Genomic DNA, 15,303 nt, shown 5'->3' on the forward strand with positions numbered 1-15,303 from the left:
TCTCTTTTCCTTCTCCGGATGAATCGGTGGGTCTCTGACTGCGCACATCGTCCGAGCACCACCTTTCTCCATTTCATGCCTGGGCCTCAGGGTTGTTTTTATTGCGCGCATCCAACGAGGGTCTTCTGAGACCACGCGTTGGGCGAGCACGAAACAACCCTGAGGCTCAGGCCCCTCCCCATCACTGCCACCCCGTCACCTCGTAGCCCTTTTCCTGAAGGCACCGATTGACGAAATTCGTGTAGGCCTGATTCGGCTGTGGAGAACCGGCGAACACGTAAAAGACCCCCGTGAGAAGTCCCCAGACCGCTCCGCTCGCCGCGCCAATAATCGATCCCTTCCCGGCCGCACCGGAAATGGCGCCGCCGACGGCGCCACTCGCAGCCCCCACGCCCGCTCCAACCACCGTACCCGTCGCCACGCGGCTTCCCTTCCCGCTCGCTTCTTCCGCGCCGGCAGACTCCGCCAGTTGTCTGCATGCATCGATGTCCTGTTCCGCCACCTCCTTGCCGACCGACTGCAAATGCGGATTGGGATACAAGACCGGCTTCGCGCTCGAACAAGCCGACGTCGCCACACAGAGCGCACCAACGAAAGACACCGCCCATCTGTTCATGAGGCCACGGATCCTTTCCCTGCGATCAGGCCCAATCGCGCCAGCACATCCGCCGCCTTCAGCGTTGTGCACAGCACCCGTTTGTGCCGCCCTCCGGCCCCGGCATGAATCACCAGCGCGGACGGCGGCACATTGAGCTGCTTTGCGAGGAGCGCAAGCAAGGCCTCGTTCGCCCTGCCATCAATCGGGGGCGCCGCGACACGAATCTTGAGGGCATCACCATGCAGACCGACACACTCGGACTTCGACGCCTTCGGTTGGACCTGAATCGTGATGATCGCGCCGCCCTTGGTATCCTGCACGATCGGATGAGTCATGCGCGTATGAAGTCGTGGCGGCGTGGACTAGAAAATGGCTTTGACCAGTTCGTGAATGCTGCGCTGCATATCCCCGTCGTCAGTAATAGGGCGGGCAATGGCGACATCGCAAGCCTGCTCGGGTGTGACGCCCTGCTTGATCAACGTTCCGGCATAGATCAGCAACCGGGTGCTCACGCCCTCTTCCAATCCATGGTTCTTGAGGTTGCGGACTTTGCCGCCGAGCTTCACCAGTTTCTCGGCAATCTCGCGGCTGATCCCTGATTCTCGCTCGACCACGGTGGTCTCAATGGCCGCGGAGGGATAGTCAAACTCGATCGCCATGAACCGCTGCTTGGTACTTTGCTTCAAATCCTTCAGCACGCTCTGGTAGCCGGGGTTGTAGGAAATCACGAGCATGAAATCATCGGCCGCCTCAATGATCTGGCCCTTTTTCTCGATCGGCAACACTCGTCTATCATCGCTGAGCGGATGGATGATCACGGTGGTGTCTTTCCGCGCTTCAACCACTTCATCGAGATACACAATCGCGCCATGCTTCACGCCGACCGTCAACGGGCCATCCACCCACACTGTTTCCTGACCCTTCAACAAATAGCGCCCGACCAGATCAGATGCCGTAAGGTCTTCGTGGCAAGCGACCGTAATCAACGGTCGGCCCAACTTATGCGCCATGTGCTGCACGAATCGGGTCTTCCCGCATCCGGTCGGCCCCTTCAGCATCACCGGCATTTTGCTCTTGGCGGCAATCGTGAACAAGCCGACTTCGCCACGCACTTCCGCATAGAACGGTTCCCGGTCAATGCGAAAAGCCTGAATATCGAGTTCGCGTCCTGGCTGACTCATAGCTGATCCATCCTACTGTGAAGTATTTTGGGGCACGATAAACGGAACCGAGGGGGAAGATCAAGCCAGCCACCCACCGTGCGAACAGCATGTCCGGCTAGGCGACTTTGACGCCGTCTAACACTTCGCGGACCTTCTGAACCAACACATTCGGCGTAAACGGCTTCTGAAGAAACGCGGTGTCCCGCTTGATTCCGCCTTGCGCAAATACCGGATGATCAGGGTACCCCGACATATACAGCACTTTGATTTCCGGCCGGACCGACGTGAGTTTTTCAGCCACTTCCGGCCCGCTCATCTGCGGCATCACGACATCGGTCAGCAAGAGATGAATCGGGCCGAGATGCCGGGTGCCGGTCAGCAGGGCTTCGATGCCGTGGCGGGCCTCGAGCACCGTATAGCCATGCAGCCGCAACGTCTCATGGACCAACCCCCTCACCGCCGGCTCATCCTCGACAAGGAGAATGGTCTCGCGTCCATGCACGCGGTCGGCATTCACGGGCGCGGTTTGGCCGGTCTGCGTTGTCCCATCCACTCGCGGGAAGAAAATCTTAAACGTCGTCCCTTTGTCGATCTTGCTCTCGACCCCGATCGTGCCCCCGCTTTGCTTCACAATCCCATAGACCGTCGACAGCCCCAGTCCCGTGCCTTTCCCCTTGGCCTTGGTGGTGAAAAACGGTTCGAAGAGGTGCGACTGCGTCTCCTCGCTCATCCCCTGCCCGGTATCTTTTACGGCCAAGAGCACATAGTCGCCGGGTTCCAGCGGCATCGTCTCCCGGCGTGGGCCCTTGCCGATCGACACGTTTCGCGTTTCGACGGTCAAACGGCCTCCGGTCGGCATCGCATCGCGGGCATTCACCGCCAGATTCATCACAATCTGTTCGATCTGCCCCGGATCAGCCTTGATGGCCCCTAACCCCTGATCAAGCTCGGAACAGAGCTCAATGATATCCTCGCCCAGCAGACGCCGCAGCATCCCGTCCATATTCGTGACGATCGCGTTCAGATCGACGACTTTCGTCGCAACAAACTGGCGGCGGCTGAACGCCAGCAGTTGACTCGTCAGACCGGCCGCACGATCCGCAGCTTTTTTGACCTCTTCCATTTCACGCTTGGCCGGATCGCTGGCTGCCAAGCGACCCAAAATCAGTTCGCTGTACCCTCGAATCACCGTCAGCAGATTGTTGAAGTCATGCGCGACGCCACCGGCGAGTCGCCCCACCGCCTCCATCTTCTGCGATTGCCGAAGTTGCGCCTCGGTCTGTTGCAGCGCGTCTTCCGCCTTGGTGCGCTCTCCAAACTGGCCGATTTTAAGTCCGATGTCCGTCACCATTTTCAGCAGCTCGTCGTCCGGTTCCCGCACATACCGGCTGAAGAACTCGATCACGCCCTCGATCTCGCCGGCGACGCGAATCGGGAACCCGAACCCTCCGTGCAACCCGACCTGCGCCGCCACATCGGCCCGAAGAAACTGAGGGTCGAGTGCCACATCCGCAATCCAACAAGGCTGACCGCTCGCCCAGATCCGCCCCGGCAACCCTTCCCCTGACGCAAACGACTGATGCCACGCCGCCAAGGCGAACGCGTCGCCCTGGAATGTCGGAGCCTGCCATTGATCCAGGCAGCGAAGCACCCCGGTCTGCCGATCAAACCGCCAAAAGACGCCAAGATCCCACTCCAGGCTTTCGCCGACGGCTTGAACGATTTTCGGAACGGCTTCTTCCAGCGTCGAGGACTCGGACAAGACCCGAGTCACCGCATATTGCGACGCCAACCGCCGCTCGGCCTTCCGCCGATCGGTGATATCGCGAACAAATGCGCTGAAGATATAGGCTTCGCCGATCCGGGCCGGAGATACGGACAATTCCACCGGGAACTCCCGGCCATCATGATGCCGTGCCGTGATCTCGATCCGGCGATTGAGCACCGGCCCGACGCCGGTCCGGAGAAACTCCCGCAGCCCGTGGTTATGCGCCGCGCGGTCGCGTTCGGGAATGACCGTCTCCGACAAGATCCGCCCCAGCACTTCATCGCGAGACCAGCCGAAAATCGCCGTCGCCTGGGCATTCCAATCGGTGATGACGCCCGCCGCATCGATGGTGATTACCCCGTCGAGCGCGGTATCGACAATGGCGCGATTGCGCTCCTGGCTCTGCAGCAGCGCGGCTTCAGCCGCACGCGCCCAGGCGCTCTCCTGTTGGGCTTGGCGATACTCTGCCCGCAGCCGCACGGTCGACCACAACAGCAACGCCAGCAGCGGGAACCAGATGACCAGCGCCGCACCGCCGACCTTCCAGAGCACGACGGAGCGTATCGGCGCCAGAATCGCGTCACGATCGATCCGCACCAGCACCGTCCAGCCCAGACCGGGAAATTCTCCATAGCCCTTCGTCACCGCGTAGCCCGTCACCACTTGCACATGCCGACGGAGATGCTCCTCGATCACATAGCCCGGCTCCCCCGCCTGACTCAGTTTTGCTGAGGGCAGCCCCAGCTCAAGCAGATTGACCTTCTCTTGTAGCGGAACCTTCGAGTCGACGAAGACCTCGCCGGACTTCGCGAGCATCTGATACTCAATCGCCCCACCAAACCCTTCGCGGCGTTGCAGCGACCGGATCGTCCGTGTCGTCACATCTTCCAACACCGGCACCGCCACCCGCGTCGTGACCACCCCCAGAAACGTCCCCTCGGCATCCAGAATGGGAACCGTGAAGGCCACCGTTTCCACTCCCTGATCGGCCTCATGGCTCCCAACATCTCCGACGACCGCCTGCCTGGTCTCATGGGCGCTCCGAAACCATGCGCTCTGGCTGTAATCCTGCCCGATGAGAGACGACTCGGTGGCCGCAATCATCACTCCTTGCTGATTCGTGACCCCAAGCCAGTGATACATCGGCGCATAGGCTGTCTTTACCCACGTGAGGTAGCTGACCAGATACTGTCGATCCGATGATCGAATCGCGAAGGCACGGGCCAGCATGTGCACATCGCCATAGCGCTCAAACAACAACCGGTCCAACTTGTCCGACACTTCCGCCGCCGCGAGCGTCAACTGTTCTCCCGAGGCCCAGACCAGTCGCCGTTCGACATACCGGAGCAGCACCGCCCCGATGCCGACCGCGAGGATCGTGACCAAGACGATCAGAAACGGAAGCCACCCGTAACGGCGTGAGGAACGGGCAAGTGGTGAGGCGACAGGAAAGCTCATGGCTGCAGCGGACTCGCAATCCAACTCTTGATCATGGCCACGGGATGATACGCCTGCTTGGCGGCTCTGAGACCGGGAAGACCGGCATCGTCCATGGCATTGATATACTCGACGCCGCCGTGGTGCGCGGCGCGACAGGTCTCGCGAAACAGATACTGCGCCAGACCGGGCACGGATCGGTCGGCGACTTCGACCAGCACCGCGAACGTGTCGGGCGCAAGCCGATAGCCAAACGTATAACCCACCACCTGATCCTCCACACAGGCCACGGTGCCGGCAAGCCCCAGCCGATCACCCAGCGCCCAGATCAGTGCATGGGCCGCTTCGGCATCCTCTAAGAGATAGCGTCCCATTGTATCCAGCGTTCCCTCTCGCTTCTGCGAGACCCATCGACGGAACAAGTTACGGCACGCGGGCTGATCGGCCACCGTGTGCGGACGAAGTGTCACCGACGCTGTTCGTTCAACCCGATTGCAGAGCGCCCGTTGCGATTTATAGGAATCTCCGGCGAGCTGCACCAGCGGGTCGGTCCGGTACAGATAGTCCGGAGACTTCTCCGCCCACTGCAACGGACTGCCAGCGAGACGCGCCTTCTGATGATCCGTGACGTTCTCGATCCGGCTGACTGGAGAACCATTGTTCCATCGATGCAAATCGGCTAACCCCTCCCCCACCGATGCTTCAAGCGGTTTCGGCCCAAGTGGGGGCAGCGGCATAAACCATCCATCGGGAGAATGAGCGAACAGGAAGAATACACCGTCCCGCTCCATCCACCAATAAGGTAGTGTCGTAGCCCATATATAGTGATACACAAACGCGGAGGCCGCTAGTGCCTCATGGCCTAGACATTCGGACCGCTCCAACGCCTGCGTCATCCGGAGCACATCCTCCAATAGAAGCGGACGGAGACGCCGGTCCGGCTGATGAAGACGCAGGCGGGCCGTCACCTCCGGCAATGAGGCGAGCACGACTACATCCTCTTGAAAGCGACCGATTAAACGCGGATTGCTCGCAAGAAGCCGGAGCGTGGTTTCCTGCCGAAGGAGCGCCTGAACCAGCCCGGCATGCTGGCGAATCTCTCCGGGAACCGCCTCCCGCATGAAGGGGCACTTGGTATCCCACCCGAGCTCGACCTCGGTACCGGCTTCGTTCCACATCAACGCCAACGGATAGAGCTGGCAATCGAGCGGCCGGTGGTCATAGATGCCACAGCGTGAGGTTGCGGGATCGAAGGCCGGACACAGATACCCTTCGCTCTCGGCGTCTTTGACGAGCGCAATTTGAGATCCGACGGGATCCGCAAACAACGCGGGCGACAGTCCCTGTGCCACCGCAGCCCCGATTTCATCCCGCGTAAAGTAGGGGCGAAGAAAACTGTCCGATTCAGGAAACCGGCAACAGACATCGCATTGCACACATACGGAACCGGGAACCAATTGTGGCAGTGGATCGGACAGGGTCACTCGTGAATTGGACTCCAGCTGAACGAACGCCATGACGGCCCATCATACGATGGGCTCGCCCATCGAGCAAGGAACGATCACTCGACCGCACATTCCATAGCCCCTCAGAATCCCCCTCTGCAGCAATCTATCGCGCAGGCAACGAACGTCCTGCCAGCACGAACGCCCCCTTGTCCGCCCCTGCCCCCCGTGGTAGCATCGCCAGCACACGTCCTCGACATCCGAAGCTCGCACAACACCCCACTAAGGAACAGCCCTTTGGCTCATACACCGTCACCCTGTTCGTCCCTGGCGCCGGACCTCGCCATCCGCCGCTGTGCCGACATACGCACACAGCTGGAAACCGCCGGCCTCTTTGCCTCGGCGACCGCACCGCAGGCGACGAATTCCTGGCGTGTCAGCCCTTGCCCGCTCTTTCTCTCATCAGAGCAGATGGCCTTCTTCACCAAACTAGGCCCCCAGCTCCTGACTTTCTACCGGGCTCAAAACCGCCTCTACCTCGAAAGCGCGAGGGGGACCCAGCCGAAATGGGTCGCGCAGTATCTCGACCAAGGCAAACCCGAAGCCTTGATTGCCTATAGCCGGATGAAGCGCTTTCGGGATGAGCTGCCGGCAGTGATTCGACCGGATGTGATTCCGACCCAAGACGGCATGGTCATCACCGAGCTGGACTCAGTCCCCGGCGGGATCGGTCTGACCGCCTGCCTGTCGTCCATCTATAGCGGACTCGACGACCGGCCTCTGCCGCTCATCGGCGGGCGCGACGGCATGGTGCGGGGATTCGCCGCCATGCTGACAGCAATCCAGCGAGAACGGACCGGCTGCATCGCCATCGTCGCCTCGGAAGAGGCCAAAGAATATCGGCCGGAAATGACCTGGCTGGCGGCCCGACTACGCGAGCAAGGCGTGCCCGCCTACTGCGTCGAGCCGCGGGATGTGCGATTCACGGAAGACGGATTGCGGGTTCGGATAGAAACGGGGGAAAACCCCATCGCCGTGCTCTATCGCTTTTACGAGCTCTTCGATCTCTTGAACATCCCGAAAGCCGAATTGATCCAGTACGCCGCCAAAAAAGAGTTGGTGGCGGTCACCCCGCCCTATAAGCCGGCCTTGGAAGAGAAGTCGGCCTTTGCGCTCCTGCACCACCCGGTACTCAGACCATTCTGGGAAAAGGAACTCGGCGAAGCCACCCTGCTGGACCTCACAACCATTATGCCTCGCACCTGGCTGCTCGACCCGGCGCCGATTCCGCCGTCCGCCACGATTCCCGGATTGCGCATGGGCGACCGCGCCGTCACCAATTGGCGTGATCTCGCCGCCGCCACGCAGAAGGAACGGCATTATGTGATCAAGCCGTCGGGGTTTTCCGAGCTGGCCTGGGGCAGCCGGGGCGTCTCGGTCGGGCACGATCTTCCGCAAGCCGAATGGGCCGCCGCAATCGATCAGGCTCTCGCGTCGTTTCCGACGACGCCCTATATTCTTCAGGAATTCCACAAAGGCCGCATCTACGAACTCGACTACTGGGATCCGGCGGCCAACCAGCTGGTACGGATGAACGGCCGCGCGCGCCTGTCTCCCTATTATTTTGTGGCGGACGGCAAAGCCGAATTGGCCGGGATCCTGGCCACCATCTGCTCGGCGGAAAAGAAAATCATCCACGGGATGAAAGATGCCATCATGGTCCCCTGCGCGCTGCAACCGTCATGACGTAAGCCCCACTCTCCTTTCCCCAAATGCCTCATTCCACTTTTACTGTTTTCCATGGTAGCCTAAGGCCATCATGGCGCTAACGCTCTATCACGTCGACTGGTGTCCCGACTGCGAAGTCGTGCGGGACAAACTCTCGGAGCTGGACGTCGCATACACCGACATCATCGTGCCGGATATCCGTCCGATGCGAAAGGTGGTTCATGAAATCTCAGGCCAGTATTATGTGCCCGTCCTGACCGACGGGGACATCGTCTTAACCGAGACACACGACATCTTGGCCCACCTCGACACTCACTATGCCAAGACATCCTCGTAGGCCCATCAAGAATCCCTACGTTCCCGCACGATCGGCGACAGGGTGTGCCCACCCTTGTCGCGAGTGGTTTCATCTCTTACACAGGAGGCCATGACGCCCGTGGAGGAATGGAGACGCATACTCGCTGAGAGCATCGTGAAGCCGAAAGATCTGGCTGACCGATTCGGACTCGACGAGAAGGAAATAGAAGCCATCGTCGGTCCGTATCCCATGCGGATCACCCCGACCGTCCTCGGGACGATGAAGGAAAAAGGCGACGCCATCTGGAAACAGGTGGTTCCCGAGATCGCGGAGCTGGACGATATCGACGCGGAGGACGACCCGCTCGAAGAAGACCTGATGAGTCCGGTCCCTCACCTCGTCCACCGGTACCCCGACCGTGTCCTCCTCATGGTCACCAATCAGTGTCCGATCTACTGCCGCTTCTGCACCAGAAAACGGCTGGTGGGAAAGCCCGGCTTTCTGAAGAAGGGCGAACTGGACCGTGCCATCGCCTATTTGCGCGAACATACCGAAGTGCGGGACGTCATTCTTTCAGGCGGCGATCCCCTCCTGCTACCCGACTATCTCCTCGAACGGATCTTTAAAGCGTTGCGGAGTATCCCGCATCTGGAATTGATTCGCATCGGCTCGCGGGTCCCCGGGACCTTGCCGGAACGCATTACTCCGAAGCTGTGCGAATTGGTAAAGAAATACCACCCGATCTATATGAACCTGCACTTCAACCATCCGGATGAACTCACGCCGGCGGTGAAAGCTGCCTGCGGCATGCTCGCGGATGCCGGGGTGCCGCTCGGCGCGCAGACCGTTCTATTGAAAGGGGTGAACGATGACCCCGAGGTGATGAAGCGCCTCGTCCATCAGCTGCTCCTGGCCCGCGTCAAGCCGTACTACCTCTATCAAGCGGATCTGACCAAGGGCACCAACCATTTCCGCACGTCGGTCGAGACCGGCCTGAACATCATCAAGGCCCTCCAAGGCCACACCAGCGGAATGGCGGTCCCGCACTTCGTGATCGATGCGCCCGGTGGTGGGGGGAAAATTCCGCTCCTCCCCAGCGACTACCTGGTGCATCTGGATGAAGACGGCGCCGTACTGCAGAATTACGAGAACAAGACGTTCCACTATCCGCAACCGAAACAGGGGCACGGACGCGAGTTGCCGATGGTCGGTGCGCGGACCGGCTTCGACTACGAAGCAAGCGAAAACAGTTACCCCGATCGCGACGGGTTCTCTTCGTGGGGCAACAGTTGCGGGGGAGATACGGACGAGCTGTGAGCAAGACACCGACCCAGGGCATTCTTCCCTATCAGGACATCAAGCAACTGATTGCCACCGGTGCCCTCACGGCATCCCCCGCGATCGAAGACCGGCAGATCCAACCCGCCAGTCTCGACTTGCGCCTGGGGCGCAAAGCCTATCGGCTCATCAGCAGCTTTCTGCCGGAACTCTCCCCGATATCCTCCCGACTCGACGTCCTCGACTTCTATCAATCGGATCTCGTCATGTACGAGATGGATTTGACGGAGGGAGCCATCCTGGAAAAGGGGCACGTCTATCTGGTGCCGCTGCTGGAACAGCTGAAGCTCCCCAAAACCCTGCGCGCCCGGGCGAACCCGAAAAGCACGACCGGACGGCTCGACGTCTTCACCCGCGTCGTCACGGATTTGAATGCGGGCTTCGACGAAATCAGAGCCGGCTACCATGGCCCATTGTTTCTCGAAGTCGTGCCTCGCTCCTTCGCCATTAAAGTCCGAACCGGACAGTCGCTGAATCAGATCCGGTTCGTGCGCGGCGAAGCGACCGTCAGCGACGCGGCGTTGCAGACGCTGCACAGCAAATCCCCGCTGCTTTATCACAATAGCCCGACCAGGAAAGCGCTGGGGCAGCGCGAGTTCCGCGCCGAGCGCGGACTCTTCCTGCGCATCGACCTGAAGGGCGACGACCGGACAGACTCGGGCATCATCGGCTATCGGGCCAAGAAGAATAGCCACGTCATCGATCTGGCCAAAGTCGGGCACTATACCGCCGCGGATTTCTGGGAGCCGCTCTACCGCCATCGACATGACAGCCTCCTCCTGGAGCCGGAAGAGTTTTACATCCTCGCCTCCAAGGAACGCATCCGTGTGCCGGCCGGATACGCCGCCGAGATGGTCGCGTATGAAGCGGCCTGCGGAGAACTGCGCACCCACTATGCCGGATTCTTCGACCCGGGCTTCGGTTATGGAGCGAAAGGGGAAATCAAAGGAACGCAGGTGGTGCTGGAAGTCCGCCCCCACGATGTGCCGTTCCTGATCCACGACGGGCAGACCTTTTTTAAGGTTGTATATGACCGCATGCTCGACGTACCCTCTCAGCTCTACGGCACCACGTTGGGGTCCTCGTATCAAGGGCAGGCGCTCACACTCAGCAAACATTTCAAAGTGTAACTATGGCACCAACAGACCTTCCGACAAAAGATCCCGCTCCGGCTTCGTCGCCGGGCCACGTAGACGGCGAGACGAGCGAAGACAAGCAACTTAGCGTCGCCGGGATGATGACCGGCACCGCCCTGATCTTCATCGGCTTTCTGAATGTCTTTTTGTCGATCAGCGGCGGCTTTGAAATCAATGCCGTCCCCCTCCTGATCTACTTCGGCGGAATCGCCGTGTGGGCCAACGCGGTGATTGAGAACCCTACCTGGCGCTATAGCGTCATGATCTGCGCGATCGCGATCGGATTGGGCTTCTTTCACTATGGCGAAGTGCTCTTCTGGCACAAACAGGTCGTCTTCTGGACCACCGTCGTCGTCGTCATGTACTTCATGTTCCGAGAGCCGAAGACACCGGACAGATAAACCTCGATGATGATTTCCGTCATCATCCCCACCCTGAACGAATCTTCAACCATCGCTCGCACGCTCACCCGCACTGTCGCCCTGGGATTCGACGACATCATCGTCAGCGACGGCGGCAGCACCGACCCCACCATTCCCATGGTCCAAGCCTGTTGCGCCAGGGTGCCCGCCGTACGGCTGGTCACCGCGCCGACCGGCCGCGCCCGCCAATTGAACGAAGGCGTGAAGGCCTGCCGCAGCGACGTGATCCTGTTTCTCCATGCCGACACGGAGCTACCCCCGACTGCCAAGACCGTCATAGAGTCAGCATTGGGCAATCCCCGCTGTGTCGGAGGCCGGTTCGATGTCCGTTTCGATCAACCGTCCCGCTGGGGCGCCGTCATCAGCTGGTTCATGAACCGACGCTCACGGCTCACCGGCATCGCCACCGGCGACCAAGCGATCTTCGTCCGCCGTCAAACCTTTGAACAGATGGGCGGGTTTCCGGATATCCCGCTGATGGAAGATATCGAGTTCAGCCGACGCTTGAAACGCCTGGGGCCGACCGCCGCGCTCACGGATCGCGTCACGACCTCGTTTCGCCGTTGGGAGAAAAACGGGCCCCTGCGCACAATTCTCTTGATGTGGACGCTGCGCTTCCTGTATTGGCTGGGAGTCAGTCCTACTCGTCTCAACCACTGGTATCGTGTAGTCCGATAAGCTATGAGCAAACCAACGCCCAAGTCGTCGCAGCCTCCGACATCCAAGCCACAACCGGCCGCCCTGGTCATCTTCGCGAAAGCACCCGTACCGGGCCAGGTCAAGACGCGTCTCTGTCCTCCGTTGACGCCGGACGAAGCCGCCACCCTGCACGGCAGCTTCGTCATCGACATGCTCGAACGCACCAAAGTCGCCACGACAAAATTGAAGTTACCCGTCGATCGCTATCTGGCTTGCGCGCCCTCATCCACACTGGTCTTCTTTCAAATTATGGAAGAACGGCACAGCGTAAAGCTGATCGATCAAGTAGGCGACGATCTGGGCGCGCGCATGCAGCAGGCGTTCGCAACCCTCTTCGGGAAGAGCTATCAACGCGTCTTCATCGTCGGCACCGATGTCCCGTCGCTGCCGCTCGACCATTACAAGCAGGCCTTGGCTCTGCTGGATGCCCACGACATCGTATTGGGACCGGCCCTCGACGGCGGCTACTACTTGATCGGCCTCAAACAGCCGAGACCGGAACTCTTTGCCGGCATCGCCTGGTCGACAGATGGCGTGCTCGCTGCCACGCAGGGGAAAGCCGCCGGTCTCGGCTTAAAGATAGCGCTCCTGCCTTCGTGGCGCGATGTCGACACCATCGACGACCTTCAGGCATTGATCGACGCCAGCGCCGCGGACGCAAAGAAACCGAAAAATGAACAGGCCTTTTCAGCACGCACGGCCGGCGCGCTGCAGCATCTCGCCAAGGGCCTGCGGACGAAAACATAACCACCGCACTCACCACGGACATCGACCATGAATACACGCGTGGCACTCATCACCGGCGGAGCCAAGGGCATCGGGCGTGGGATCGCGCTCGACCTGGCAGCGCAGCATTGGAAGATCGCCATCTGCTACCGCACCAGTGAAGCCGAGGCGCAAAAGACTGCACTGGCTATTACGGAGCGCGGCGGACAGGCGCTGGCCATTCGCTGCGACGTGTCAGACCCGGTTGCGGCGAAGAGTCTCGCGGCGCAGGTCGAACAGAAGTGGGGCCAAATTGACGTCCTCATTAACGGCGCAGGTCCCTACCATCGCGTGAATCTGTTCGAAGAAACGGTCGAGGGGTGGAACGAGATGTTCGATGGCAATCTCCATCCCATCTTCTATCTGGCCAAAGCGGTTGCGCCAGGGATGAAAGCCCGTAAATCCGGCCACATCATCAACTTCAGCATGGCCAACGCCGATCAGATGATCTCGCAGCCTGACGTCACCGCGCATTACATCGCCAAGGCCGGCGTGCTCATCCTCACCCGGACGCTGGCCAAGCTGCTCGCGCCCCACGGGATCACTGTGAATGCCGTCTCACCGGGATTCATCGATTCCGGTAGCGCCCCGCCGGAAGAACTGGCCGGGATGACAAAACGGATTCCGGCAGGCTATATCGGCACCATCGACGACACCGTCGCAGCCGTGCGATACTTACTGAGTGAAGAGGCGCGCTACGTAAACGGGGCTAATATTCAGATCAGCGGGGCATGGGGAATATAGGGGAACGGGACTGTACCCGTGGCGCTTTCTTGCTCACTGAACGCGCACCCGGAACAATCGAAATTTTAGACTACGGGCGGTGCTCGCTCAATGTGCGCAGGGAAACCGCCACGGGCACAGTCCCTGAGAGAGGGGGGAGACTAGAAGAAATGAAAACCGATCAAGAACGCGATGCCCATCATCGATTCGTCCAAGCACTCCAGCATGAGCATCTGACCTGCTCCAAGCCAGGTTGTGGCGGAGCGATGGATATCGTCGACCTCACTCCGCATAACGCTCGTATCAAGACCTATGAAGCCACGTGCGAGCGCTGCCACTTGGTCGAAAAGATTACGGGTAAGGAAGAACATCAGCCGGCGTGGGACGTGGCCTCGATTACCATGATGGCCGAAGTCCATCTCCTCCACGACCAACCCACTTGCCCCTTCGACGATACGCCCATCACGTTTATCTCCATGCCCAATCCACGACGCAAGGCCCGTTACCGCCTCGCCTGCTTTTTCTGCGGCCGCCACACTGAAATGAACTGGCCGCCGCCGGAAGCAAAGGGATAGCTCCCCTCTCTCGCACGAAACCGACAAAAGAAAGCCGGCGGGTACTCAGATAAGCACCCGCCGGCTTGCTGTTGTCTCTGCTCCCGCTAGGGATATGCGCTACTTCCCGAACGCCTTCTTCAGCAGCGGCTCCATCTCGCCCTTCTTTTCCATCGGATCGAGAATGTCGGTGTCGCCGTAGAACGTCCCGTCGATGAACACTTTGGGCAGCGTCGGCCAATTGGTCATCTTCGTGAGGGCTTCCCGCTTGGTCGGCTGGGAGAGCACATCGATCAGTTCATACGGGTATCCGTACTTCTCAAAAAACTGCATCGTCTCCCGTGTGAATCCGCACATCGGCATGGTCTTCGTCCCCTTGCCGTAGATCAGAATCTTATGCGCTTTCACTTCCTTCTGGATCTCATCTTCTATCGGTTCGGCCATCGTATCCTCCTATGCTTCGTCTTTAGTGCGAGCCGTCAACTCCAGCGCGTGAATACGCCCATCCTTCAACGGCACATCCAGCGCCTGATAGATGAGCCGGTGCCGATCCAGAAGATTCTTCTCCCGAAACGCCTCCGACACCACTATCACTTTCAAATGGTCCATCGTCCCAGTGCGATCGGTGACCGTCACCGCCGCATCCGGCATACTCTTCCGAACGTAATCAGTCAGCACTTCCGGTGTAATCATGCACGGCCTCCGTCTGTTCGCCTGAGGATACCCGAGGCCTGACAGGAAACGCAATTCGCATAGCCCGGCGCCCATCCATACACGGCACAACACAGATCCCTGCCCATGCCAATGACCACCTCAGCGAATCAAATCGCATCCAGGGTGGATTGGTTTGGATGTCTCCCAATCGGAAGTCCTGCAACTCACCAGATATCTTCGATCTCCGCGAAACCTCCGAGATCGCGACCGTTTCCCGCCACAAACAACAACTATCTTCACCGGTACAGTCCTTGCGGTAGGGCTGATCGAGGCCGATGACATTCGCAGGAGGGTACATGTATCTCATGATGTTCCTTTGGACCACGGTCACTCTCATCGCCACGATCGCCTTCCTTCGGCGCATGTGGTGACCCATGGCGATGAATGCCCCCACAACAATACCGTTACACCTGGTGCCTATGAACCAACGGTGGTGGTGGATATCCACCAACAAAAGTCAGGGCAATAGGTTGAGCGCTCGCAATTCATTCATTTGCAGAGGGTTTTCATCGCTT

At 59.8% G+C, this 15,303-nt stretch carries 16 protein-coding genes; 9 read left to right on the plus strand and 7 right to left on the minus strand.

Going from position 1 to position 15,303, the window contains the following annotated elements:
- Nucleotides 1-181 precede the first annotated feature (181 nt).
- The 5 genes from Q7U39_17235 to Q7U39_17255 all read right to left on the minus strand — a co-directional run bounded on the left by Q7U39_17235 (nucleotide 182) and on the right by Q7U39_17255 (nucleotide 6,483).
- Nucleotides 182-616 carry a glycine zipper family protein gene (locus Q7U39_17235; protein ID MDO9119703.1) on the minus strand — a complete coding sequence of 145 codons (435 nt, stop codon included), beginning with the start codon at nucleotides 614-616 and terminating at the stop codon, nucleotides 182-184.
- Complete coding sequence (locus Q7U39_17240) at nucleotides 613-933, minus strand: DUF167 family protein (protein ID MDO9119704.1); 321 nt, start codon at nucleotides 931-933, stop codon at nucleotides 613-615. The genes Q7U39_17235 and Q7U39_17240 overlap by 4 nt, the downstream gene beginning before the upstream one ends.
- A gap of 27 nt (nucleotides 934-960) precedes the next feature.
- On the minus strand, nucleotides 961-1,779 hold the full coding sequence (locus Q7U39_17245) for a CbbQ/NirQ/NorQ/GpvN family protein (protein ID MDO9119705.1): 819 nt from the start codon (nucleotides 1,777-1,779) through the stop codon (nucleotides 961-963).
- Nucleotides 1,780-1,876: 97 nt separating this feature from the next.
- The gene (locus Q7U39_17250) at nucleotides 1,877-4,987 is read right to left on the minus strand and encodes a PAS domain S-box protein (protein ID MDO9119706.1); all 3,111 of its coding nucleotides are present in this window, start codon (nucleotides 4,985-4,987) and stop codon (nucleotides 1,877-1,879) included.
- On the minus strand, nucleotides 4,984-6,483 hold the full coding sequence (locus Q7U39_17255) for a phosphatidylglycerol lysyltransferase domain-containing protein (protein MDO9119707.1): 1,500 nt from the start codon (nucleotides 6,481-6,483) through the stop codon (nucleotides 4,984-4,986). Before Q7U39_17255 ends, Q7U39_17250 begins: the two co-directional genes overlap by 4 nt.
- 225 nt (nucleotides 6,484-6,708) lie before the next feature.
- Here Q7U39_17255 and Q7U39_17260 point away from each other — a divergent pair, with 225 nt between their 5' ends.
- The 9 genes from Q7U39_17260 (at nucleotide 6,709) to Q7U39_17300 (ending at nucleotide 14,095) form a co-directional block, all read left to right on the plus strand.
- On the plus strand, nucleotides 6,709-8,157 hold the full coding sequence (locus tag Q7U39_17260; protein MDO9119708.1) for a hypothetical protein: 1,449 nt from the start codon (nucleotides 6,709-6,711) through the stop codon (nucleotides 8,155-8,157).
- A 73-nt stretch (nucleotides 8,158-8,230) separates the two neighbouring features.
- Nucleotides 8,231-8,476, plus strand: a complete 246-nt coding sequence (locus Q7U39_17265) for a glutathione S-transferase N-terminal domain-containing protein (protein MDO9119709.1) — start codon at nucleotides 8,231-8,233, stop codon at nucleotides 8,474-8,476.
- A gap of 90 nt (nucleotides 8,477-8,566) precedes the next feature.
- Nucleotides 8,567-9,754, plus strand: coding sequence for a KamA family radical SAM protein (locus Q7U39_17270; GenBank protein ID MDO9119710.1), 1,188 nt, complete (start codon nucleotides 8,567-8,569; stop codon nucleotides 9,752-9,754).
- Nucleotides 9,751-10,905 (plus strand): 2'-deoxycytidine 5'-triphosphate deaminase, encoded by a 1,155-nt coding sequence (locus tag Q7U39_17275; protein ID MDO9119711.1) that lies wholly within the window; start codon nucleotides 9,751-9,753, stop codon nucleotides 10,903-10,905. The genes Q7U39_17270 and Q7U39_17275 overlap by 4 nt, the downstream gene beginning before the upstream one ends.
- A gap of 2 nt (nucleotides 10,906-10,907) precedes the next feature.
- Nucleotides 10,908-11,312: a hypothetical protein gene (locus Q7U39_17280; protein MDO9119712.1), complete on the plus strand. Its 405-nt coding sequence runs from the start codon at nucleotides 10,908-10,910 to the stop codon at nucleotides 11,310-11,312.
- Nucleotides 11,313-11,318: 6 nt separating this feature from the next.
- Nucleotides 11,319-12,011 carry a TIGR04283 family arsenosugar biosynthesis glycosyltransferase gene (locus Q7U39_17285; GenBank protein MDO9119713.1) on the plus strand — a complete coding sequence of 231 codons (693 nt, stop codon included), beginning with the start codon at nucleotides 11,319-11,321 and terminating at the stop codon, nucleotides 12,009-12,011.
- Between the two features lie 3 nt (nucleotides 12,012-12,014).
- Nucleotides 12,015-12,779 carry a TIGR04282 family arsenosugar biosynthesis glycosyltransferase gene (locus Q7U39_17290; GenBank protein ID MDO9119714.1) on the plus strand — a complete coding sequence of 255 codons (765 nt, stop codon included), beginning with the start codon at nucleotides 12,015-12,017 and terminating at the stop codon, nucleotides 12,777-12,779.
- Nucleotides 12,780-12,806: 27 nt separating this feature from the next.
- Complete coding sequence (locus Q7U39_17295) at nucleotides 12,807-13,541, plus strand: SDR family oxidoreductase (protein MDO9119715.1); 735 nt, start codon at nucleotides 12,807-12,809, stop codon at nucleotides 13,539-13,541.
- A gap of 149 nt (nucleotides 13,542-13,690) precedes the next feature.
- On the plus strand, nucleotides 13,691-14,095 hold the full coding sequence (locus Q7U39_17300) for a hypothetical protein (protein ID MDO9119716.1): 405 nt from the start codon (nucleotides 13,691-13,693) through the stop codon (nucleotides 14,093-14,095).
- Between the two features lie 99 nt (nucleotides 14,096-14,194).
- Here Q7U39_17300 and Q7U39_17305 read toward each other — a convergent pair whose 3' ends face one another.
- Together Q7U39_17305 and Q7U39_17310 are read right to left on the minus strand one after the other, a co-directional pair.
- Complete coding sequence (locus Q7U39_17305; GenBank protein MDO9119717.1) at nucleotides 14,195-14,518, minus strand: glutaredoxin domain-containing protein; 324 nt, start codon at nucleotides 14,516-14,518, stop codon at nucleotides 14,195-14,197.
- A gap of 9 nt (nucleotides 14,519-14,527) precedes the next feature.
- On the minus strand, nucleotides 14,528-14,767 hold the full coding sequence (locus Q7U39_17310; GenBank protein MDO9119718.1) for a BolA family protein: 240 nt from the start codon (nucleotides 14,765-14,767) through the stop codon (nucleotides 14,528-14,530).
- Nucleotides 14,768-15,303 lie beyond the last annotated feature (536 nt).

It is taken from the genome of Nitrospira sp. (genome assembly GCA_030653545.1).
Lineage (GTDB): Bacteria > Nitrospirota > Nitrospiria > Nitrospirales > Nitrospiraceae > Nitrospira_D.

Coding starts and splice junctions, on each gene's coding strand:
- Q7U39_17245 (MDO9119705.1), bottom strand. CDS start 1,779: ATGAGTCAGCCAGGACGCGAACTCGATATTCAGGCTTTTCGCATTGAC.
- Q7U39_17255 (MDO9119707.1), bottom strand. CDS start 6,483: ATGGCGTTCGTTCAGCTGGAGTCCAATTCACGAGTGACCCTGTCCGAT.
- Q7U39_17285 (MDO9119713.1), top strand. CDS start 11,319: ATGATGATTTCCGTCATCATCCCCACCCTGAACGAATCTTCAACCATC.
- Q7U39_17250 (MDO9119706.1), bottom strand. CDS start 4,987: ATGAGCTTTCCTGTCGCCTCACCACTTGCCCGTTCCTCACGCCGTTAC.
- Q7U39_17265 (MDO9119709.1), top strand. CDS start 8,231: ATGGCGCTAACGCTCTATCACGTCGACTGGTGTCCCGACTGCGAAGTC.
- Q7U39_17240 (MDO9119704.1), bottom strand. CDS start 933: ATGACTCATCCGATCGTGCAGGATACCAAGGGCGGCGCGATCATCACG.
- Q7U39_17235 (MDO9119703.1), bottom strand. CDS start 616: ATGAACAGATGGGCGGTGTCTTTCGTTGGTGCGCTCTGTGTGGCGACG.
- Q7U39_17305 (MDO9119717.1), bottom strand. CDS start 14,518: ATGGCCGAACCGATAGAAGATGAGATCCAGAAGGAAGTGAAAGCGCAT.
- Q7U39_17290 (MDO9119714.1), top strand. CDS start 12,015: ATGAGCAAACCAACGCCCAAGTCGTCGCAGCCTCCGACATCCAAGCCA.
- Q7U39_17310 (MDO9119718.1), bottom strand. CDS start 14,767: ATGATTACACCGGAAGTGCTGACTGATTACGTTCGGAAGAGTATGCCG.
- Q7U39_17300 (MDO9119716.1), top strand. CDS start 13,691: ATGAAAACCGATCAAGAACGCGATGCCCATCATCGATTCGTCCAAGCA.
- Q7U39_17270 (MDO9119710.1), top strand. CDS start 8,567: ATGACGCCCGTGGAGGAATGGAGACGCATACTCGCTGAGAGCATCGTG.
- Q7U39_17280 (MDO9119712.1), top strand. CDS start 10,908: ATGGCACCAACAGACCTTCCGACAAAAGATCCCGCTCCGGCTTCGTCG.
- Q7U39_17295 (MDO9119715.1), top strand. CDS start 12,807: ATGAATACACGCGTGGCACTCATCACCGGCGGAGCCAAGGGCATCGGG.